The following is a 21,757-nucleotide window of genomic DNA, read 5'->3' as shown; positions in this document are numbered from 1 at the left end:
AATCAACATGGCAGGAAATACATTTGGACAACTATTCAGAATTTCTACCTTCGGGGAATCACATGGTGTAGCCATCGGGGTAATCCTTGATGGATGTCCGGCACAGCTCCCTATAGATTTAAATTTTATTCAGGCTGAACTGGACAAAAGAAAACCAGGACAATCTAAAATTACCACCCAGCGTAAGGAAAGTGATATGGTACAAATACTTTCAGGAACATTTGAAGGAAAGAGTACCGGAACACCAATTGCCATGCTGATCCCTAATGAAGACCAGCGGAGTAAAGACTATAGCCACAATACAGATGTTTACCGCCCATCCCATGCAGATTATACTTATGATGCCAAATATGGTATTCGGGATTACCGAGGTGGCGGCAGATCATCGGCCAGAGAAACAGCTGCACGTGTTGCTGCTGGAGCCATTGCCAAATTGTTATTGAAACACCACGGCATAGAAATATTTGCTCACGTCTCTTCAGTGGGTAAAATACAGGCACCAAACCTTGTAGGTGACAATATTGAGGAATTACTGGCTACACGGGAACAAAATATTGTTCGCTGTGCTGATCCGGCAACTGCAAATCAAATGATTGAATTCATTGATGGCATTCGCAAAGACGGAGATACTGTAGGTGGTAAAATCAATTGCATTGTTAAAAACTGTCCGGTCGGACTGGGCGAACCTGTATTTGATAAATTACATGCTGACCTGGGTAAAGCGATGCTGAGCATCAATGCAGTGCACGGATTTGAATATGGTTCCGGCTTCGCCGGAAGTGAAATGACAGGCTCTGTACACAATGATGTTTTTCTAGCTAATGAAGAAGGAAACCCCAAAACCCTGACTAACTTTTCAGGTGGTATACAAGGTGGAATTTCAAATGGCATGGAAATCAATTTTACGGTCGCTTTTAAGCCCGTAGCAACCATTATGCACAACCAGCAAACCATTAACGCAGCTGGCGAAGCCGCTGAAATTAAAGGCAAGGGCCGACACGATCCTTGCGTTGTACCACGCGCAGTAGTCATTGTAGAAGCGATGGCAGCACTTGTGCTTGCAGATCATCTGCTTAGAAATAAAACGAGCAGACTTTAACAGTCTGCTCGTTTTTTATAGTCATCCCGGTGCAGACCGGGATCTTTCTCTGTGCAGGTATCCTTAAAAAATATCAGGATATTGGCCAGGATTACTTTCATTCATCATTTTGTAAACAGCTTCTACCACATCATCTATAGAGGGCTTACTGAAATAATCACCATCAGAACCATACGGCGGACGATGTGCTTTAGCACTTAAGGTTTTAGGCTGCCCATCCAGGTGATAATAACCTTTTTGTACTTCCAGTATTTCCTGCAACAGGTAAGCTGTTCCGCCACCCGGTACATCCTCATCGACAACCAGCAATTTATTGGTTTTAGATAAAGACTGCGCACATAAATGATCCGTATCAAAAGGCAATAGTGTCTGCGGATCTATAATTTCAACAGAAATGCCAAACTGTGCCAGCTCTTCTGCAGCTTCCTCTACTACCCTTAAAGTTGAACCATAGGACACAACAGTAATATCTGTACCTTGTTTTACAATTTCAGCCTTTCCTAAGGGAACGGTATATTCACCAACATTTTCCGGTAATTTCTCTTTCAAACGATAACCGTTTAAACATTCAATCACCAAAGCAGGCTCATCCGATCTGAACAAGGTATTATACATACCCGCTGCCTGTGTCATGTTACGCGGTACACAAAGGTGTAAGCCCCTGAGCGAACCGAGAATCATCCCGATCGGAGAACCAGAATGCCATACGCCTTCCAACCTGTGACCACGGGTTCTGATAATTACGGGAGCTTTCTGACCGGCCTTGGTGCGATAAGACAAACTAGCAAGATCATCACTCAACACATTTAAAGCAAATAGCAGGTAATCCAGATACTGGATTTCTGCTATTGGTCTTAAACCGCGCATGGCTAAACCTATTCCCTGACCAACAATGGTCATTTCCCTGATACCCGTATCTGTAATTCTCAGATCGCCATACTTGGCCTGTAAGCCGGCAAACCCCTGGTTTACATCTCCAATAGCACCTAAATCTTCACCAAAAGCCACCAGGCGCTGATCACGTGCAAAATTGGCATCAAAACAGGCATTCAACAACTCACGCCCATCTACCATTTTACTTTGATCTGAATACTGGGCATTTAAGACATCTACCAGGAATGGACTTTCCTTACCATCGGTAAATAATTTGGAATTGTATCTGTCTTCATTAAGAACCGCTTGATCGTTATACCAGTTGAGCATTTCAGTCCGCTGCTCAGAAGGATTTTTCACACTTAAGCGAAGCGCTTTTCGAACTGAAGAAATGACTTCTTTGCGCAAAGCATCTGGTGTAGAAGCCAATTGTGATGCAATTTTCACCAATACAGGATTACCATTGGCAGTACTGTTGATCATTTGGACAACCTGGTCTTTTTCGTCCTTTATTGAGGCTAAAAATTCATTCCAGGCCTCTTTCTGGGTATCTCTAACCATTTTTTTGGCAGCACTCTCCAGTTCCAGAATCTCCTCTTCAGTAGCAATGGCCGATTCAATCATCCATTTACGCATCTGAAGAATACAGTCGTATTCTTTCTCCCAGGCCAAACGGTCTTTATCTTTATAACGTTCATGAGAACCTGAAGTAGAATGCCCCTGCGGTTGTGTAACCTCAGTTACATGGATCAAAACAGGCACATGTTCTTCACGGCAAACATCAATGGCACGCTGGTAAGTTTCACAAAGCGCCGGATAATCCCAGCCCCTTACCTTATAAATTTCGTAACCATCGCCCTTCTCATCACGTTGAAACCCTTTTAATATCTCAGAAATATCTTCTTTAGTCGTCTGATACTTTGCCGGAACAGAAATACCATAACCATCATCCCATACAGACATCGCCATCGGGATCTGTAATACGCCGGCAGCATTGATGGCTTCAAAAAATACACCTTCGGATGTAGACGCATTTCCGATAGTACCAAATGCGACTTCATTTCCATGAACAGAAAAATTCTTTAAATATTCAAGTTCCGGATTTTGCCGGTACAATTTAGAAGCATAGGCCAAACCAACCAACCTCGCCATCTGACCGCCAGTCGGTGCAATATCCGACGAACAGTTTTTCATATCTGTCAGGTCTTTCCAACTACCATCTTCATCGATGGAACGGGTAGCAAAATGGCAGTTCATTTGTCTTCCTGCCGAGGCAGGATCTGCTTCTACACTTGGATTTGCGTACAATTGTGCAAAAAACTCTTTAATGGTACAAATTCCGGCTGCAAATGCAAAAGTTTGATCCCTGTAATAACCAGAACGCCAATCACCGTTCTTAAAGGCTTTTGCCATTGCGATTTGAGGAAGTTCCTTGCCATCACCAAAAATTCCAAATTTGGCTTTACCAGTCAACACCTCTTTACGTCCCAACAAGCTGGCCTGTCTGCTTTCTACTGCAATCTTATAGTCCTTAATCACAATGGTTTTGAAATCGTCAAAACTCAACTCTGATGCGTCAATAGGATTGGTAGTAAGTTTAATATTTGGCGTCATAAGCAAAAAGTTTATGCGGCAAAGATACATAAAATCTAAAGTATGACTCAACTGTGTATCAGAAATTATATACTGGAATACTTTTTGTTTTATGAATCAAAACATTAAATTTGTTCTAAAAGAATATTAAAATGAAAAAGCTAATTCTGTTATTTACGTTAATGTTAGGTATAAGTGTTGCTACCAACGCTCAGTCAAAACCCGCGGAATTCAAGTTTGACAAGGAGTCTCATGACTTCGGAAAAATCCCCTTGAACAAACCGGCTACTGTTGAATTTAAGTTCACGAACATTGGTGATCAGCCATTGATCATCACCAAAGTTGAAACAACTTGTGGTTGTACAGTACCTGAATACACACAAACACCGATTAAAAAAGGCGATGCCGGAACAATTAAAGTGACTTATAACCCGACTGGTGCTGCACTTCCATTCAGCAAAAGCATTACCATTAGTTCTAATGCCAAAACCACCACTAAAGTTTTATACATCAAAGGAGAAACTGTAGCGGGAGCAGCCAGCAAATAAAATTTTACAAAATATTTGATTGAAAACCTCGTTACACCAACGAGGTTTTTTTTGTTACTTTTGCAGCAAAAAACTAACTTATTAAACTGCCTTTTGAAAGGCAATTACTTTTCGGACTATATTATAATTAGCAATATGCCAAGTATTTCAGAAAAAGGGATTCAAATGCCCGCTTCTCCCATAAGAAAACTAACTCCTTTTGCTGACCAGGCAAAAAAAGATGGTAAAAAAGTATACCATTTAAATATTGGCCAGCCAGATATTGCTACGCCAGAGGGCATGCTCAATGCCATCAAGAACATCGATTTCAATGTATGGGCCTATACGCCCTCAGAAGGCACTTTAACTTACCGCAGCAAACTTGCCGAATATTACAATAAACTGGGCTACAACATTACGCCTGAAGACATCCTGGTCACTGTTGGTGGCTCTGAAGCAATTACAATTGCCATGCAGACTTGCGTTAACGAAGGTGATGAAATTATCATTCCAGAGCCTTTTTATGCAAACTATAATGGTTTTGCCTGTATGAGTAATGTCGTGGTTAAACCGATCCTGTCTTATATAGAAAATGGTTTTGCCCTTCCCCCGATCGCAGAATTTGAAAAACTGATTACAGAGAAAACAAAGGCCATCATCATATGCAATCCAAACAATCCTACCGGATATTTATATTCCAGGGAAGAACTTGAGGCACTTAAAGCACTTTGTGTGAAATATGACTTATTTTTATTTTCTGATGAAGCTTATCGAGAGTTTTGTTATGATGGCCGAGAATTTATCTCCCCAATGCATCTGGAGGGACTGGACGAAAATGTAGTGGTGATGGATACTGTTTCCAAACGTTACAGTGCTTGTGGGGCCAGATTGGGCTGTTTAATCACCAAAAATAAGGAAGTAATTAAATCGGGTTTAAAATTTGCCCAGGCCAGGTTGAGTCCGGGTATGGTTGAACAAATTGCCGGTACCGCAGCTATTGACACACCTGATAGCTATTTCGAAGCAGTTAATGAAGAATATACCTTACGCAGAGACACCCTGGTAAAAAGGTTAAATGCCATTGAAGGTGTGTTTTGCCCAAACCCTGGAGGTGCCTTTTATGTGGTTGCCAAATTGCCTATTGACGATGCCGACCGGTTCTGTCAATGGATTTTAGAAAGTTTTGAACATGAAGGTCAGACGGTAATGATGGCACCTGCAACCGGTTTCTACTCTTCTGCAGGTTCCGGTAAAAATGAAGTTAGAATGGCATATGTGTTAAATACAAACGATTTAAATAAAGCGATGGATTGCCTAGATATTGCTTTAAAACAATATCCTGGTAGAAAATTAGCATAATTTTTGTACTTTTGTATGCTGATGACAGCAGGGAGTAGTTAAACCTCAGATCATCAGCATACTACTGGGGCCGTTTTGGATTTGACAGGGTGACGCTAAGTATGTTAGCATGCAGTGCGTTGTACGGAGAGCACTTAAAAGAGAACGTTCACACTTTGATTGGCGAAAATAACTACGCCTTAGCAGCCTAATTTAGAATTAGTTTGCTTTTGTCCCTCTGACTGCTGCGATGTTAGGTTAGAATATGGGGCATCGAAATAACAACGCTGGCAATTGTAAGGTACGATACAGTTGCGAGATAAAGTACCTAAGGTGAAAGGTAAGGTCGGTTTCCAGCCCGCCAGATCCCGAAAATTAATTGGAAAATAAGCATGTAGAAGGCATAATTTATCACACAACTGGACAAGGGTTCGAACCCCTTCGGCTCCACCCAGAGGGGAATCACTTAAGATTCCCCTTTTTTTTTCATAAATAAGCAAACCTTTCTCCTTCATTTTCAATCGGTTATGATCAAACATCTCCAACATGGTAGGTGTTCGATAGATACCCTCAAAGTAGTACAAATTGCTGTCGAACACCAATTTTACGAATTCACGCTTTCCGATTAAATCAGCCTGTGTATAAACATGTTTCATATCTGTCAGAAGGTCTAAGTGTCTAGCTAACATTTTAAATGCCTTATTCATATCAGTTCCCATCCTTTGTATAGCAGCTTTTATAGAAAAGATTTGGGTATTATAAGTTGAAGTCCATCTGTCATAAGTATCACGCGTAATTTGATCACTAATAAATTTTTCTTCTACTGCATTTAATTTATCCTGGATATTATCTAATTCTTCCTTTTTGCCAGCAATTGACTTTTTGTTAGAAATAGATTCTTTCTCCAAACTCTTTTCTATTGTTTCCTTAATGTAACTAACATCAGTTGTTTTCAAACTCATCAGCTCACTTATACCAAGCATCTGATCATGCGCTTTTATCGCACTTATATTAACATGACGAGACATTTTGCACTTGTAATAATAGTAATACCTACCTGCTTTACCTCTGGATGGAGCCCCGGTTAACGGTTGCCCACAATGACATTTTAAAACACCTCTCAAAGGAATATTTTCGTCAAGAATTGTCCGGGTTTTCTCTGGCCTTCTCAATTTATTTTGAACCAGCTCCCATGTTGTGAGGTCAATTAGCGGTTCATGTCTAGCTGGGAAGAGACCACCCGGATGCTCCTTGAAAGCCCTGGCATATACCATTCCTACGTAAGACGGATTTTTTAAAACCCGTTCAATTGTCATTTTTCCTTTTCGCAGGTAACCTAGCTTTTTTGCTTCCTGACCGATTATATTCAACGGCACATCACGCAAATAGGATTCAAAAATGAAAGTTATAACGGGAGCCTCCAGTTCATTTATCTCTAAAGTTCTCGCCTTCCCTTCACCAACCTTACGATATCCAAAAGGAGGAAGATTACTTAGATAGCGACCTTCTTTAGCTCTTGCGGTATAATTTCCTGCTCTAATTTTTACGCTTCTATTGATATTATCATCCTCAGCCAACAAAAACTGTAGACCGGCCCTAAAAAAGCTACCAGGAGTATCATAGTCGAATATAATTCCTTCAGAGACACTTACGATCTGAATATGATATGTTTTTTGAAGATCCTTTACCAAGCTCATCGCTTCACCAGCATCCCTGCTGAACCTATCCATCTGATCTACCAATAAATAATCGACATTTTTATGATATTTCAGGACAAAGGCTTTTAGTTTAATAAAATCTGGACGATCAAAAGTTTTAGCACTGTGCCCTTTATCAATAAAAGTATCCACCAACTCTACATCATTATTCCCCAACCATTGGTCGGTAATAAGTTCCTGTCTTTCGATCGAACCATTACTCTGTCCAAGTCTGGAAAATCTTAAATATCTAATTGCTCTTTTCATACAGTTCTTTTAAAATGGCTTTACTAATTATTTCTGCTATTAAATTTAGCATTTTTATTCTTTTTTTCTCTTCTAGATCTCGATAATTTTCTTCGACTTTCGCTTTTACATTATTTTTAGATTCTCTGAAATTACTCATTTGGTACAAATTTAAGTTCTCATAAAAGGAAGGGGGGCACTTTTTTGCCGCTTGGATTAAATGTTGATTTGTATAGTTATTCAAGATTTCACTGCACAACATGATTATCGGAGCAGTCTTTACGGTGTAACATATTAGACTAGATCAAACAATTTCCTACAGTTTCATGCCGGTCATTGGATATTCGTATTTACTTTTTGCCCAAACCCCTGGAAATTACTATTACAATTAGTATTACGATACATAGATGGATTTACTACCACGGGGAATCCTCATAGATTTATTACATAATGACTGATCAATAAACCTGCTCAATGGTAAGATCTACCGCTTCGCCCTGAATCAATACGGTAACCCTACATTTAAAATCCGGAATACCCATATCAATAACAGTAACGTTCTTGTCCGCATATTTAAAATACGGTGATTCAGGTTGAAGTTTAAGCACAGCCATTCCAGTGGCACGGATGCGATCCACTTTATTAAAAAGCTTTTTCATAAGGGGTTAGATTAAGATTATTGTGATAACAATTATTGATGTTCCCAAAAATTTCTTATTTTTAGTATATGAAACTAATCCTTTGGGTCTTTACCATTTTTGTTGCCGTAGGTTCACTTTACGGTTCGATGCATATGGATTATCCATATCCTTTTTTTATTGTTGCTGGAATCGTACTGCTTGTTTATTGGTTATCTTCAAAAAGTTCAAATGGTAAATGGCATAAGGATAAAGCGGAAAGAGATTTCCAGAGAATGCTATACCTTCATAAGAACCGACCTAACCGTTAGTATTCTGACTGAGCTAAGTTTAAAAAACTTATCACATGTCTTGGCTTATAGGTACGAATGTGTGATCTGAATTTTGTTTTCTTTTCAAATGCCGACAAGGACAATTCATCAGACCCGAAAGAATAACTTTGATTGCGAAATTCAATATTAATAACATTGTTTATTGACCGTCTAATTACTGATTCATGTCCACGAATTGCAGTTGCCAGCTTTATGTCCGCGACACAACCAATAACATGACGAGGCATAACCAGACAAATTTTTCTTCGATTGGAAATCGACCTGATCAATTCAATATGAGATTGACGTACCATTAGCCCAACCGAAATAAAAAGTACTTGTTCAATACGCTGATAAGACGCCAAATTAACGGAAAGAAATGTAATGGCGTCAATTGCTGAACTGCAGACAACAATGGTTCTTACATGATTAAGGGTTTGATCTCCTGCCATCCATACCTGATCAGTAACTGGAACTCGATGAAATTCTCGCCCGAAAAGTTCAGTATGCTGACCGTAGTCAAAAGTCAGCATACCGTTAGCATCAACAGTAAAATTATCCTGAAAAAAAAACTGTACTTCATCTTTGATACCCAACTCTGTTAATACCGAAGACATTACCTGGTAATTCCTTGCCTAGTATAACCGTGAGAAACAGAAGGTTCGTAGGATATGCTTAGACTGTTCATTTTCTGCTCTTTCTCAGCTTGTTGACCTTTAAAATCTTCGTAGGCCCGAAGATATCCATCAGTATAAGCTTCCTGCTCACTTCCCTGTTTTTCGCCTTTCGCGAGGGAACTGATTCCCTTATACAGAATGTAAGAGATACCGCCATCAATCAGAATCGATGCAATCAGCGCTACTTTATTCGCCTTGAGACCTAAACGATCTATCCCGGAATAGCGGAATTTCGTACCATCTGACAACTCAACAGTCTTACCATTTCGATACGCACTACGTTGCTGTTCACTTAAATACTCGGCATTTATCATGTCCGGAGCCACTATTTTTTCGGCATCCGTAACCACAAACTCATTGTTAACTTCATCAAATTCGACCAGAATTTCCTTAAGTAAACCTTCGTCATCGGTAATTCTTTTGGTAATGTTTACGGTTTCACCATTTTGCAGTTTTTCAGCCTCTAAGTCCGTTAGGAAATCCGGATAAGTCGCCTCTTTGTACAAGGGATGAAATTTCAATTCCACTTTACCATCTTCAGTCTCATTCAAAGAAACTTTGGCATCCACTTCTTTGAGTTGCTTGCCGTCACTGCTCACATTTAGAATCCGGATCACATCTGAGCGTCTACCTTCCAAAAGTGCCTGAACATCTCTTGCGTCTATTAGGATCTGGCCATCTTTTGCAAGTCCATACTTTTCTAGTTCCAACATCGGAAGCTTTTCCTGATTGATCTCTGCTTTATTCATATAATTGTAATTGAAGGGATTTAATTTTAATAGTGTTTGTGTATTATCCGTCGGAGATGTTCCGATCTCCATACCCTGATCTCTACCAATTGAAAGATCGATGCGGTCTTGCAGACTCATTGTTGCGTGGTACAGCGCAGAATGATTTTTCGCTATTAAATCATAGGCTTTTGCGATGTGTTCCGGCGTATTATTGTCCTGAAACAAACTGACACGGAGTAGGGTCTTGTAGTCTTCCTTTTTCAAGGTTTGTACCCCTTGCAATACCTGCTGATACACTTCCTGGTTTGGTTTTAGGGTTAGCAGCTCATCTGCAGAGTACATCCACGTTTGGTCGGTGCCAAAACTGACATAGATATGATCCATTTCCAGATCAGCAGATATGATCGTACCGACCTTGCCCTGTTGGTCTGCCGGATCGACTTTCAGACCCGGATGAACGATAACAAGTTCTCCTACGAGATTTTCCATAATGCTATAGTTGATTATTATTTTGATTGATGATGAGGATAAACTGAATGTATTGACACTTTGAGATGCCTTACCAATGAGATTTATTAATCCTTTGATTGATCCTGTTAGCGTCTTACAGTAGAATCATTCTTTTGATCATATAAAAAGACATGACTTAATATGACGATGCTCCATTATTTACCTACGGCGAGACGATCCCCGATCAAGCCCCTGATCTGTACCACGTGAAAGATCAATGCGCTCCAGTAAACTAATTGTTGCTAGTTTCAATACAGCATGATTTTCGGCCAATAAGTCATAGGCTTTGGCAATTGATTCCCGTGTATTAATATCCTGGAACATATTCACCCGGTGCATGGTCTTGTAATCCTCCTGGTCCAACGTTTGCGTGCCAAGTAGCACCTGCTGGTAAACTTCATGCTTTGACTGCAGGGTCAATAAAGCATCAGCTGCGTATACCCCAGTATGATTATTTCCAAAATTCACTGTGATTTCATCCATTTTCAGGTCAGCCAATATGATTGTTCCAATCATTCCTTGTTGATTTGCCGGATCGAACGGCAATTGTGGATTTACGATAACCAGTTCTCCTACGAGTTCTTCCATAATTACAATTGGTTTTAATATATTTTGTGAATGAGTTATTTATTAGCCGGGCCTGATTGCATTGAAGCTTTAGGAGGCTTTGGTGGAGTAAATACCAACACGATTTCAGCGATCTCCTGATTGATCCTGTTGAAGTTTTGCATCAGAATCTCATCCTTCTGATCACCAAAATTGTAATAAGTGGGTAAGTCCTGGTAGCCAGCTTCCTCTCTCCTGAGCTCTTCCTGATCAAGATTGATCCGGCAATGGACTGCAGAAGTTTCAAACTTACCGTCGTACTTCAATTTGGGTTCGGCAGCTACCAGCCCAACCATTTCCCCGGTGTTCAGCGCAGCAATTTTACCAGCAGGAATTAAATCAGACAGTTTTTCATTCAATGTAGTCGACGTTTTATTCCGATCTATAGATAGGTTTTCGGTGATCTGCTTAGACTGACCGAATAACTTCTCCAACCAGTCAAGAGTATCCTTGTTTCTAACAGAACCGGAAAAGACATTCCCCACTACCGAGGTTATTACAGCCGCGCTGTCCTTACCATATTGCTGCTGAAGCATAGGAAGCTCCTGCATCCCCAATACCACACCGAACCGCATTGATCTTGCTGTAGAAATCACATTCTCAATCCGGTGACAATACAATACCGGGCATTCATCTACAATCAAAGCACTCGGCAGATTGCCCCGGCTGTTCATCAAACGCGTCATCCGGTTGATAACTCCTGAAAAGCAGGCCGAAGTGATGTTCTGTGTATTTGGATTACTTGCCAGCACCAAGACCCCTGGCTCATTCCGATCAGAAATTTTCAGGTTGAAATCATCACCAGAAAAAACCCAAAAGGTTTCCTTTGTGGCGAGCCTGCTCATGAAAACTTTTAGGGTGCCGATCTGTCCCTCCAGCTGATCAAAGGCTTTTAATTGGAAGGCACTCCGAAAGGGAGAAAGTAAGGAAGCGAGCTCAGGCTCAACAAACAGTGTATTGAAAATCTCTTCATAAGACCTGTTCATAAAAGCCATCACATGGGGAAAAGTTGAATATTTTCCATTCTGGTGCTTACTGAAAAAATAAATACAGGCAGATAGAAAGTTGATGGCTGATTGGGTAAAAAACTGATCACTCCCTCCTGATTTATCTCCTTTCTTCATGGCCTCGACCAACGATTCCGCAGTTTCTGATGCATCACCCAAAGTCTGAAGCCACTCCTTCCGAAAAATATTAATCCTCCGGCTCTTTTCCGGTTCAGAAGGGTTGATTACATGAAAAGTGTAATGCTTACATTTACCTCGCTGTTTGGCCAGCAGAAAATGGTAATAAAGGATTTTCCCCAGATCCGGATACTTGAAATCAAACACGCATAAACAAAATCCCTTGGCCATCAATTGCCTGATGATTGGGCTTATAAGACTGAATGATTTCCCGGAACCGGGTGTACCGATTATTAAACATGAACGATAGATGTTGCAAAGGTTAATCCAGCCATCATGCACTTTACCTTTGTGATAGAACTGCATTGGAATATTGACCGAACTCTCCGTCTCCACTTTCTCAGTCGGCTGCATAAAACTTTCCTGATCGACATTCCACTTGTCCTTACCTATCCCTGAGCGGATCAGTTTGGACACATTGTCCAATGACAAACTAACCATCAGTGTACCCAACAGAGAAGTCAGCAGATAAAGAAAATTGAAACCGCTGATCCCATAATACAGTACTGGTGATGGTCTATTACAGCACCACATGCTTCCAAAAAACAACAGCAGGCCCAGGGATAGCGGATACAGGATATCTTTCTTCGGATCAAGGTCAACTTTCTTTTTAGATAGCGTGCCAATACTTACAAGGCAGACGATAGTCAGGATGGCAAATTTGCTATACAGGATTTCCTTGTAAATAGCCAGGTGGCTGATTTTGACCAGTACGGTCTTAAAAATGCCCCAGAAAGGGGCATCGATGAAAACGAAAATGGCCGCTTCCAGAGCGGCCATCATGTAAATTGTACATTGCAGGAAACCATGCAGTTTCTGCATTTCCTTGGTTTCTTCCATAAAATAAATTGATAAATAATAAATAGACAGGAAAGCCAGACATGGCTATTGAAGATTTCTACTCGCTATATATTGAGCATTTGTACTATAAAGAAAATGAATAATATATTATACAAATACCGATAAATAACCATATTTGAATAATACAACATACATAATTACAAAACAAAAAAATTAACATAGTATTAATAAATGTATATTATAATATACATTTACAATAAAATGGTTATATTTGAATATTATAACATGCAAAAATGAATATTTTCGAACAGGTCACTATCAAGGACGTAAAATTAGAGATTGGTCAGCTGATCAAATCGACCAGAAAAAAGCATGGCCTCAATCAGAACGAATTTGCAAGCCAGCTGAATATTTCAAGAATTACAGTCTCGAACCTTGAACTGGGAAAGAATACCACATTAGATACCTTGCTAAAAGCATTTCTCTATTTTGACCTGCTCAACAGTTTTCATGAATATTTCCAGGAACTAATCAGGGCAAACCAGCAAAAATCACTTTACTAAAAAACATGGCTACGAATGACATCATATCATTATACTGTTTTGACGAAGAAATCGGCAAAATCGGCTTTGATGAGGACAGGAACACTTCTACCTTTCAATACCATCCAGATCACCTGAAATCTGGAAAGTACAGCAATCTGTTTCCTTTCATTTTTAAAAAGACCCCGGCAGCACAGCTATTCAATAAATACAACAATGAAAGCTTCAGGGGACTACCACCAATGATAGCGGACTCACTTCCCGATGTATTCGGCAATATTATTTTTAAAGCATGGCTGGAGGCCAACCACAAAGATTTTGAAAAAATCTCTGTCATTGAACAACTGGCTTACGTAGCAAACAGGGGAATGGGTGCTTTAGAATACAGACCGGGAAAGAAGATCAAGAAAAACGTCAGCATTAATCTAGATGAAATCACCGAAGTATTGAGCCAGGTACTCGAACAGAAACACCATACTTCCGGAGCACAACTAGACAGTGCAGCACTACTCAATGTCTTCAAAATTGGCACATCGGCAGGCGGAGCACGTCCAAAAATTCTGATTTCCCAACACAAAGAGACCGGCAAGATCATTCCAGGCGATCTGGAATATTCCGCCGAATACAACCATTATCTGGTTAAACTTTCTCTTCCAGACCAGGAGCATCCCTACAGCAGGGAAACGGTAGAATACTGTTATTACCTTACAGCCATTGAACTGGGCATAGAAATGATGCCTTCCAGGCTCATCGAAGGTAAACACTTCGCCACCATGAGGTTTGACAGGCAAAATGGCAAAAAGAAACACATTCTTACAGCCTCAGGAATGACAGGATGGGATTTTAAAGATCCTGAGGTTTCCAGCTATGAGAATCTTTTTGAACTCGCGCTGAACCTGAAAGTAGCACCAAGACAAATAGATGAATTATTCAAAAGAATGATTTTCAATGTGATCTTTTTCAATGTAGATGATCACCTGAAAAATCATTCCTTTATATACGAAGAGCAAGACAACGAATGGCGCCTGTCTCCTGCCTATGACCTTACCTACGCATTAAATCCGCTGATCAGAATCCTCAAAGCTAGCAGAGCAATGTCTATCAATGGAAAACGAAAAGAAATCAATCTTGAAGATTTATTGACCATCGCTGATAAATTTACGATTAAGAAAGCCAAGCAAATCATTGAAAGTGTACAAAATGCGATCCCTAGCTGGCTTGAGCATGCGCTAGCTTTAGGGATTCCTGAAAAAATCATCAGTGAAATGCAAAAAGACTTCATCACTTTTAAATTATAACGATGGTCAAAGAGTCTTTACAGAATATCCGCACCTAAGATCTCACTATATTTCAGCGAAATGGTACTGACTCTTCCAGATAATTGCTTTTCATTCATTTCTACCTTTAACAACTTGTTGCCCGGGTAAGTAAACTTTTTAAATACATATACATTCCGGAAATGCTTTTTAAAAGAATTGGGTTTAAACAAAACGAACTCCGGTTTGACTTCAACAGCCTGAACAGTAGAAGCTTTATTCACTTTACGGTCTTCAATAGTAAAGCGAAGCTGATCAATATCATACTTCAGGTTGGTCTGGTTCTCATAGCTCAAATCCAGAAAGATATAATCATCGAGCGTAAATACATTGTTCAACCTCGCTTTGATACCATAAGCTTTCGACTGGACGCGGTATTCCTTCGTCCTTTCGGCTATCACGCGCATGGCATAAGCTTTTAACTCATTCTGCGACATCCCAAGGTTTGAAATGTCCAGGGAATGCATATGTTCAGGAAGGATATCAATTTTGGTCAGCGTATTCGGCGATGGATCGGAACTATAGACCACGTGGTATTGTGCAATAAATTTTTCACCCGTAATGGTGACCACCGCATCACCCATTTGCTCAGCTACATTTTTCCCCGAAGTATCCCTAAGCGCTTTAATGCGTAATAAATTTTTCAGGGGAAAGTCACCCAGTATGGATTTGCTGGAAATATCAACATACTGGATAGGTTCAGGTGACACAAAATGAATGGACATATCACCCGATAAAAAAACGGTGGGCAATTCCGCTTTGCTAACACTACCAAAATGAGCAAACTGGGCAAAGGAATTCAGTCCGATTGTAAAAATCAGCGATAATAACAACATTAAATTTTTCATATGGATTTGATTAATAGTTTTTTTGTGAATTCTGAAGTTCTTCCGAATCAATCAGGTAGATAAAAGAACTGTATTTTATCTTCGCCTTATTCTTTCGGATCAGGCTGGCTATGGCAGCGGATGTAGATTGAAACATACGGTCAACCGTACTCATGATGAATTGATTTTGATTCTGTGAGTTGCCCTGCAAGTTTACCCCTTGCATGGAATTTCCACCCAGATCCTTGGTAAACTCTCTGAAAGCAGATTCTGGCACATACAGACCGGAAAGCCCGTCCATATCGTATAAATCCAGTTTAACGGGCAAAATTTTGTTACCAAGTAAGATCGATTGTATCGACAGCGTAACCCGCTGATCGGAAAAACCACTGATCCTGGCATACAGGTAGCTGCCTTTACTGACCAGATGACCACCTACCTTTATATCCTCCAGTAAACGTATTCTTATCCTTGAACCAGCATAGCCAGTAACATTCTCATCAATAATGGCCATGATGAAAGTTTCATTCTGGTTCGGCCTGACTGTATTAAAAACTGAATTGGGCAAATCCGCTTTGCGCACATCAAGTTTGATTTGCTGCTTTCTCAACTCCTCAGCTTTGTTCATCGCCGTCTGACGCTGCATTTCCTCCTGGTATTCCGGATCACCCGCTTTACTCACACTGTCCATATAGGCCATCTGTGCTTTAAAAATCTCCATAGGATCTTTTTCTTTTACCTGCTGAAAATCCCGAACGTTTCTGGTTGGGGTACCGCTTTCATTACCCGCATGCAGATTGGATAAAGCCCTGGCCAAATCCTGATCCTGCTGATTTAACCTGGAAATGGCCTGACGCTGACCGGAAGGCCCGCTAGCGTACGGAATTGCGTCCGATACATAAGCACCCGATGACTTCTGGTTTTGCTTCAGTTGCATGACCAACTCAATAGAATCCAGGACCCGCTTTTCTGCCGAAGTATATTTGCTGCCATAAGTGGCATTTGCAGACTGCTCCTCCTCTAGTAAATTAATCGCCGTATAGCCGTCGGCTTCTTTGTAAGCACCCCGGTATGCTTCCAACTTATCATCCAGCGCTTTCTTTTCCATCTCTGGGGAAACACTGCCGATGTGCCCCTGTATACCGTTAGCCTGAGACTGATCGACCACTTGCCGATCCGATTTACTGCTACTGTAGACATAGAAAAAAAGACAGATAAACGGCAGTATGAGCAATGGGATCACATACTTGGGTTGTTTAAAATTGATTTTCATAAAATTCATTTTATAGATTTTTGTAAATGCTCCAACCGGTCAAGCGCCCGCGACAAGCGAACACTATCTTCCGCACTAAGCTGCCGTTTGGCAATGATACCTTCTACCTCCGATTTAATGGCGATGGTTTCTTTAAGCGCTGCGCCGGTCTCCAGGATTCTGTCAAAACCTGACGCTGCTTCTGGAATGGATTGTGCTTCCTGACGGGATTTAGCAGGCAAGCTACCTGCTGAGCTTCCTCCGGTATCCCTGAAAACGGTAAAAGAAAGAATGGAAGAAGCAATGATCAATACCAGCATCAATGCAAAAAGTGGTCTTGGATTGGCTTTGAGGAAGTATACTATTACTTTTTCCGCTCTTAAAAAATGGCTGCCGAACTCCTTTCTAAGCTCAGAAAAGAATGTGACCTCAGGGTCGCGGTTAGAATGTATTTTTTTGAACATTTTCCAGGTCTTTGTTTTCGAGTGTTTTCCAATTCATAATCAGCACACCATGCGGATTATTTTCCGATCTGGGGATATCTTTCAGATAGCCCTCAGTGACCAGTGAACGCAATACCGTGGCACTACGGCGGTCAATCTTTTGTTTACCGTAATACCGGAAATATTTACGCTGAGGGTCGAGAAAGACGGAATCGGTTTGCAACGTAAGCACAGAACTTGAACTGAGAACAGAGGTGAAAAACCCCTTTTCCTTCAAATTATTATACTGCTGTACCCCACTTTCGTCGACCAGGTACATAGACCGTTTCATTTGGTACTCGATGAATTTATCATCCGGCGTGAGATTAAAGAAGATACTATGAAAAAGATCTACATGTGCCCGATATTCCGCTGGGCGGTTATTGGTAACATCCGTCTGTTTGGCCAGAATCGGAACATCTTTGTCCAGCACATAAATGCTTTTGCGAGAGTTCAAAACCAGATTATAGCAACAAAAGCAAACCAAACCAGAAATGATGATGTTAGTCAAAAAACTAACAAGTACAATAAGGCTGGCCAATCGAATTTTGGCTTCAATATTTTTGATCATATGCTTATAGATTAGAATTTTTTAATGGCGGATTTGGCTAAGCCTTTCACCGTTCCGGCACCGCGTCCGAAGTTAGAAGCAGCTGAACTGATTCCTGAGGTAGAAATGATCCAGGTACTGATACTAGGGACGGTGAACATACAAATTGCCCCGATGACAAACGTGACGATAACCGTACCGAAAGAAAGTACCCCATTAGAGGCAAACCAAGCTATTTTCTGTAGTCTCCCAGCATCAAGATCTATCAATTCCTTGTACTTGCTGATTTCGGAACTCAATGCAAATTTCTGCATCAGCGCCATGATGTACATGATTAGGTAAGCAATTCCAGTATACAGACTGACAGATACAAAGCGTGCAATCCAGGTACTGAAGCTGTCCCGAAAAGCAGGTAGAATACTCGCCGCAACAGCAAAAGGGCCTAGTATTACAAGAATACTGGAATAAATAATCTGGATGATAAAGACAATATAAACTGCTATTCTCAATAGCCAAATCGCCAACAATTCCAGCAATTGAGTCATAAACAACTGAAGCCCGACAGAAAGTCTGTTCTTCAATTCAACAATAGGCATAACGACAGAGGATATCTTTTCCATCACACTGCTGTTGACGGTATCCCATGCTTTTTCATACCAACTGTCAGATTCCTTATGAGCCACTTCGGTCTCGGCTTGAAAACTGTACATGGCATTGGCCACTTTCAACATGTAATCAGCGCGTTCGAAGCGTAGTTTATTCACATTCTTTTGTTCCGAATTGAACATCTCCTCGGTCTGCATGGACACCAGTTTTGCCGGATACGCGATAACCTTTACAAAAGCACCCCACCAAAGTATCACCATCACCAGTCCGAAGGGACGCAGCAGTGGCATGATCTCCAGTTTTTTGTCACCTGCCATCATTTCATAACTCTTGATCGCAAAGAAAATGATCATAAAAATCGCTGCCAAGGCCTTCGCGTCATTGATGAATAAATCAAAATGTGACCAAATGCTATTCTTCAAATTGGACAAAAAAACCATCATGCCCTCTTCATAGATCCCGGTTCCCTGCAGGTATTCTAGTGATTTTTTATATTTTTCATCGGTTGTCTGACTGTAACCGAGCGTACTGATCAAACTCATGATCAGCATCATGCTAATACTGATAACTTTCTTTTTTTTCATTAATTAGGGATTAAAATTTGCGACTACGAACGATTTCTCTGGCCAGGGCGGCATCCGATTCTGGTGTCCAGGACTGTATCTCCACACGGTTGCCCCTTACAGCCTGTTGATCTGCAGCCCTTCCAATATTCAAACCGGCAGAAGCTGTCCGGATTGCCCATCTTGCCGCGAGCGTCCGGTACTCCATCAGCATTCTGTGGTAGGCCAGAATGCGGGAGCCGCGATCCATATCTGCAGTACGGGCGCCATCCAGCCTTTCCTTTAGGATTTCCAGCTCATGCTTGTACCAATTATATAATCCCTCAGAAATCACCGCAGCCTGAACTTTTGCAGGTAATGGACTTAAAATACCGTTAGCTGAATGCTCCATTACAGGTTTGAGTTCCTTGCTGTAATACAAAACCCATAAAGGATCAGTAGCGGACAAAACTCCTGAATGGGTAGCAATTTCTATTAGCGTAGTATTCCGGAGTGTATCTGATTCCAGTTTATAAGACCGCTCGGTTTCGTTCATCACACCGACCAATCCCAGACGCTGAGTCTGCGGGCCGGTAGCACTCAGCGGACGCAAGTCAGTTTTTTTATAACCTGGCATCAAACCCCATGTCAACCAGTAATAGGGGTTTAAACCCAGAAGTCCACTCGTGGGCGTAAATTTCTTCTTGTCCCACTGCTTGAAAACCATGCGCTCCTGTTGGTAGCGCATACTTTCATCATTGATTTTCTTTTGGGCGATCAGGCATTTACCTGGTAAAAACAAGATCATTAAGAGTAAGTACTTCATTGTTTAAGGTATTTGGCATTACGAATGATGTCAGTTACGAATTGCCGGTCAGAATTGATAAACTCTGCGAAAGGATTGACCGATTTAAAAATTCCTCTTTGCTTGCTCCAGTACATAGCCTGGTATGCGCCATAAGCCAGACCCCGGATAATCTGGAGTTGCTGGGTAATGCGCCGCATCAACTGATCACGGCTATTATAATCAGCAAGTATATTGGAACTTAGAATGAAGCCGGAAACATCCGTAACCAAGTTTATGGACCTGCCTTTCATCTCATTGCCAATTTGTTCAGCAAAAAGTAAGAGGTAAGGCTCACCTTTAGCCATGTCCAGCATCTGTCCGCTATAGCGAAGAATTTCAGCGATGATTACAGACAGTTCCCGCATCGCCAGCCCATTTTTCAAGGCAGAATTTACGTTAGATAAACCATTATAGATCATACTTTGCGCCAATACGATTGAACCGGTATTGACATTTATGGTCTGTAGATTCTGATCGATCTTCTCCAGATATTGCTGGTGAGTCAGCTCTGCAGAGGTTCGGACAGCAGCATTTTCACTGACCGTTTGGAAATGTTTTGAATCAAATACAATCCTTTGGGCAGAAACCTGATGACCACACATCAGCACCAGGAATAAAAATGACATCGCGCTTCTCATCTGGTCAGGTATTTGGCATTGCGAATGATGTCAGATACAATAGCTTTGTCCTGGTCTATGTATCCCTGAAAGGGATTTATAGACTTGATCAATCCATTGGCCTGTTTGAATTGCATGCTCATCAGCAGGTTCGCCGACAAATTCTGAATGAGATTGAGCTCGGTCAGGATAAAATCAAACAACACCTTTCGGTCAGAGATCTTCATCTGGTTGATAGCGCCGATATTAGCGCTTAATCCTATCAGATAATTGACTAAACTCCTGCCCTTGTTGACAAATTCAACTTCGGAGGTATAAGCAATGGCCAGGAAAGCCGGGTCATCGGCAGCAATCTCATAGATCCCAATTTGATTGGCAATTATATGATCGACCATTGGCATGGCGTTAATGCCAATGTTGGCCGCGGTAAGGATCGTACCTAAAGCCTGATAACGTTCCTGAAGTTCCCGGTATCGGTTTTTGAGTCTAGCCAGCATGGTTTTATTCTGGTACTCATTAGCCGATACCAGGGCCTGATGGTTTTTGGCTTCTGTTTGCAACTTATGTTCGGATTTAGAATCCGATACGAGCTGGTGCAGGCCGGGAATATTCAGTGCTTTTTGCTGAGCTTCTGCTACAAGCATATATGTGAGTAAAAAACTCAAAAGAAAAAGACTTTTCATGGCTTTAAGTATTTAGCCTGACTAATCACATCATTGGCAATTCTCACATCCATATTAATCCAGTTCTGCCAGGGATTGAGTGCGCGAAAAACACCTTGCATATTTGCCCAGTACATAGCCCTGTGCATTCCATAGGCCAGGCCACGAAGAATCCGCAGTTCATTGGCAATATGATTGAGCATTTTAGCCCGCTCTCCAGAATCCATCAGGTTTCCCGCACCACCTTTGAGGACAAAGCTGCTAACTTCAATAGCCAAAGCGGTCGCCCGCCCTTTGAATTCCCTGGCACTTTCTTCCGCGAACAGTAGTAACACCGGATTACTTTTGGCAATGACAATGGCTTTCTCTACATCGGAAACAATATCAATTCCGATGTCCGCGATCTCTTTGATGGTGGTCAGGCTGTGAATGACTCCGGCAACTTCAGAAAGCCCGCGGTAAATACGGTCTTGCAGGTCATTGACAATGACCAGCTGACCAGTAACGGCCAACTGTCCGCGCTGGATGAGGGTCAGGTTATTGTTTGATTTCTTAAGTTGCCCGTCAATAGTATTACTATGTGTAAGAATTGCAGCTGATGTAGCAGGATCTACGTACAAAACCTGCGATCGGGCTTTTACCACGATAATGGTCAGGAGCATAAAAAATGTGAGTAGTTTCAT

21 protein-coding genes, 1 other RNA gene and 1 pseudogene are annotated in these 21,757 nt (G+C 41.2%); 6 read left to right on the top strand and 17 right to left on the bottom strand.

What is annotated here, in order from left to right; all coding sequences use genetic code 11:
* Nucleotides 1-7: 7 nt before the first annotated feature.
* A complete protein-coding gene (aroC, locus tag IM797_RS11430) occupies nt 8-1,099 on the top strand; it encodes a chorismate synthase (RefSeq protein ID WP_194127265.1) in 1,092 nt (363 codons plus the stop codon).
* A gap of 63 nt (nt 1,100-1,162) precedes the next feature.
* On the opposite strand, the gene IM797_RS11425 is transcribed toward aroC, so the two are convergent.
* Nucleotides 1,163-3,586: a thiamine pyrophosphate-dependent enzyme gene (locus IM797_RS11425; protein WP_194127263.1), complete on the bottom strand. Its 2,424-nt coding sequence runs from the start codon at nt 3,584-3,586 to the stop codon at nt 1,163-1,165.
* 131 nt (nt 3,587-3,717) lie between these two features.
* Between IM797_RS11425 and IM797_RS11420 the strand changes: the two genes are divergently transcribed.
* From IM797_RS11420 to ssrA, 3 genes are all read left to right on the top strand, one after another.
* Entirely contained in the window at nt 3,718-4,113 is a 396-nt protein-coding gene (locus IM797_RS11420) for a DUF1573 domain-containing protein (RefSeq protein ID WP_194127262.1), read from the top strand.
* Between the two features lie 135 nt (nt 4,114-4,248).
* Nucleotides 4,249-5,451 (top strand): pyridoxal phosphate-dependent aminotransferase, encoded by a 1,203-nt coding sequence (locus IM797_RS11415; RefSeq protein ID WP_194127261.1) that lies wholly within the window; start codon nt 4,249-4,251, stop codon nt 5,449-5,451.
* A 66-nt stretch (nt 5,452-5,517) separates the two neighbouring features.
* Nucleotides 5,518-5,883, top strand: a transfer-messenger RNA (tmRNA) gene (gene ssrA, locus IM797_RS11410).
* A gap of 722 nt (nt 5,884-6,605) precedes the next feature.
* On the opposite strand, the pseudogene IM797_RS28700 reads toward ssrA, so the two are convergent.
* The 7 genes and pseudogenes from IM797_RS28700 to IM797_RS11375 form a co-directional block, all read right to left on the bottom strand.
* Nucleotides 6,606-7,394: pseudogene (locus IM797_RS28700) on the bottom strand (recombinase family protein); the annotation flags it as partial.
* The gene (locus IM797_RS11400; RefSeq protein ID WP_194127260.1) at nt 7,378-7,533 is read right to left on the bottom strand and encodes a hypothetical protein; all 156 of its coding nucleotides are present in this window, start codon (nt 7,531-7,533) and stop codon (nt 7,378-7,380) included. The pseudogene IM797_RS28700 and the gene IM797_RS11400, both read right to left, overlap by 17 nt.
* Nucleotides 7,534-7,831: 298 nt before the next feature.
* Nucleotides 7,832-8,032 (bottom strand): hypothetical protein, encoded by a 201-nt coding sequence (locus tag IM797_RS11395; RefSeq protein WP_194127259.1) that lies wholly within the window; start codon nt 8,030-8,032, stop codon nt 7,832-7,834.
* Nucleotides 8,033-8,318: 286 nt separating this feature from the next.
* Nucleotides 8,319-8,939 (bottom strand): hypothetical protein, encoded by a 621-nt coding sequence (locus IM797_RS11390; protein ID WP_194127258.1) that lies wholly within the window; start codon nt 8,937-8,939, stop codon nt 8,319-8,321.
* Nucleotides 8,939-10,219, bottom strand: coding sequence for a DUF4099 domain-containing protein (locus IM797_RS11385; protein ID WP_194127257.1), 1,281 nt, complete (start codon nt 10,217-10,219; stop codon nt 8,939-8,941). The genes IM797_RS11390 and IM797_RS11385 overlap by 1 nt, the downstream gene beginning before the upstream one ends.
* A gap of 180 nt (nt 10,220-10,399) precedes the next feature.
* Nucleotides 10,400-10,828, bottom strand: a complete 429-nt coding sequence (locus tag IM797_RS11380) for a hypothetical protein (protein ID WP_194127256.1) — start codon at nt 10,826-10,828, stop codon at nt 10,400-10,402.
* A 35-nt stretch (nt 10,829-10,863) separates the two neighbouring features.
* Nucleotides 10,864-12,870 (bottom strand): type IV secretory system conjugative DNA transfer family protein, encoded by a 2,007-nt coding sequence (locus IM797_RS11375; RefSeq protein WP_194127255.1) that lies wholly within the window; start codon nt 12,868-12,870, stop codon nt 10,864-10,866.
* Nucleotides 12,871-13,124: 254 nt separating this feature from the next.
* On the opposite strand from IM797_RS11375, the gene IM797_RS11370 reads away from it, so the two are divergent.
* Entirely contained in the window at nt 13,125-13,394 is a 270-nt protein-coding gene (locus tag IM797_RS11370) for a helix-turn-helix domain-containing protein (RefSeq protein WP_228098819.1), read from the top strand.
* Nucleotides 13,395-13,399: 5 nt separating this feature from the next.
* Nucleotides 13,400-14,671, top strand: coding sequence for a type II toxin-antitoxin system HipA family toxin (locus IM797_RS11365; protein WP_194127254.1), 1,272 nt, complete (start codon nt 13,400-13,402; stop codon nt 14,669-14,671).
* 17 nt (nt 14,672-14,688) lie between these two features.
* Here the strand turns inward: IM797_RS11365 and traN are convergent, their stop codons facing one another.
* The 9 genes from traN to IM797_RS11320 are packed head-to-tail and all read right to left on the bottom strand — an operon-like array spanning nt 14,689 to nt 21,757.
* The gene (gene traN / locus IM797_RS11360; protein ID WP_194127253.1) at nt 14,689-15,537 is read right to left on the bottom strand and encodes a conjugative transposon protein TraN; all 849 of its coding nucleotides are present in this window, start codon (nt 15,535-15,537) and stop codon (nt 14,689-14,691) included.
* A gap of 10 nt (nt 15,538-15,547) precedes the next feature.
* Nucleotides 15,548-16,789 (bottom strand): conjugative transposon protein TraM, encoded by a 1,242-nt coding sequence (traM, locus tag IM797_RS11355; RefSeq protein ID WP_194127252.1) that lies wholly within the window; start codon nt 16,787-16,789, stop codon nt 15,548-15,550.
* A 5-nt stretch (nt 16,790-16,794) separates the two neighbouring features.
* Nucleotides 16,795-17,232: a hypothetical protein gene (locus tag IM797_RS11350; RefSeq protein WP_194127251.1), complete on the bottom strand. Its 438-nt coding sequence runs from the start codon at nt 17,230-17,232 to the stop codon at nt 16,795-16,797.
* Complete coding sequence (traK, locus tag IM797_RS11345) at nt 17,210-17,821, bottom strand: conjugative transposon protein TraK (RefSeq protein WP_194127250.1); 612 nt, start codon at nt 17,819-17,821, stop codon at nt 17,210-17,212. The genes IM797_RS11350 and traK overlap by 23 nt, the downstream gene beginning before the upstream one ends.
* 11 nt (nt 17,822-17,832) lie before the next feature.
* Nucleotides 17,833-18,990, bottom strand: a complete 1,158-nt coding sequence (locus IM797_RS11340; RefSeq protein WP_194127249.1) for a plasmid transfer protein — start codon at nt 18,988-18,990, stop codon at nt 17,833-17,835.
* A 10-nt stretch (nt 18,991-19,000) separates the two neighbouring features.
* Complete coding sequence (locus IM797_RS11335) at nt 19,001-19,774, bottom strand: hypothetical protein (protein WP_194127248.1); 774 nt, start codon at nt 19,772-19,774, stop codon at nt 19,001-19,003.
* Nucleotides 19,771-20,433, bottom strand: a complete 663-nt coding sequence (locus IM797_RS11330) for a hypothetical protein (protein ID WP_194127247.1) — start codon at nt 20,431-20,433, stop codon at nt 19,771-19,773. The genes IM797_RS11335 and IM797_RS11330 overlap by 4 nt, the downstream gene beginning before the upstream one ends.
* On the bottom strand, nt 20,430-21,095 hold the full coding sequence (locus tag IM797_RS11325) for a hypothetical protein (RefSeq protein ID WP_194127246.1): 666 nt from the start codon (nt 21,093-21,095) through the stop codon (nt 20,430-20,432). Before IM797_RS11325 ends, IM797_RS11330 begins: the two co-directional genes overlap by 4 nt.
* Nucleotides 21,092-21,757 (bottom strand): hypothetical protein, encoded by a 666-nt coding sequence (locus IM797_RS11320; protein WP_194127245.1) that lies wholly within the window; start codon nt 21,755-21,757, stop codon nt 21,092-21,094. The genes IM797_RS11325 and IM797_RS11320 overlap by 4 nt, the downstream gene beginning before the upstream one ends.

Origin of the sequence: Pedobacter sp. MC2016-24, from assembly GCF_015223055.1 — a bacterium.
Classification (GTDB): Bacteria; Bacteroidota; Bacteroidia; order Sphingobacteriales; family Sphingobacteriaceae; genus Pedobacter.
Note: the sequence above shows the minus strand (reverse complement) of the source record. Positions and strands in the feature narration are given on the sequence as shown.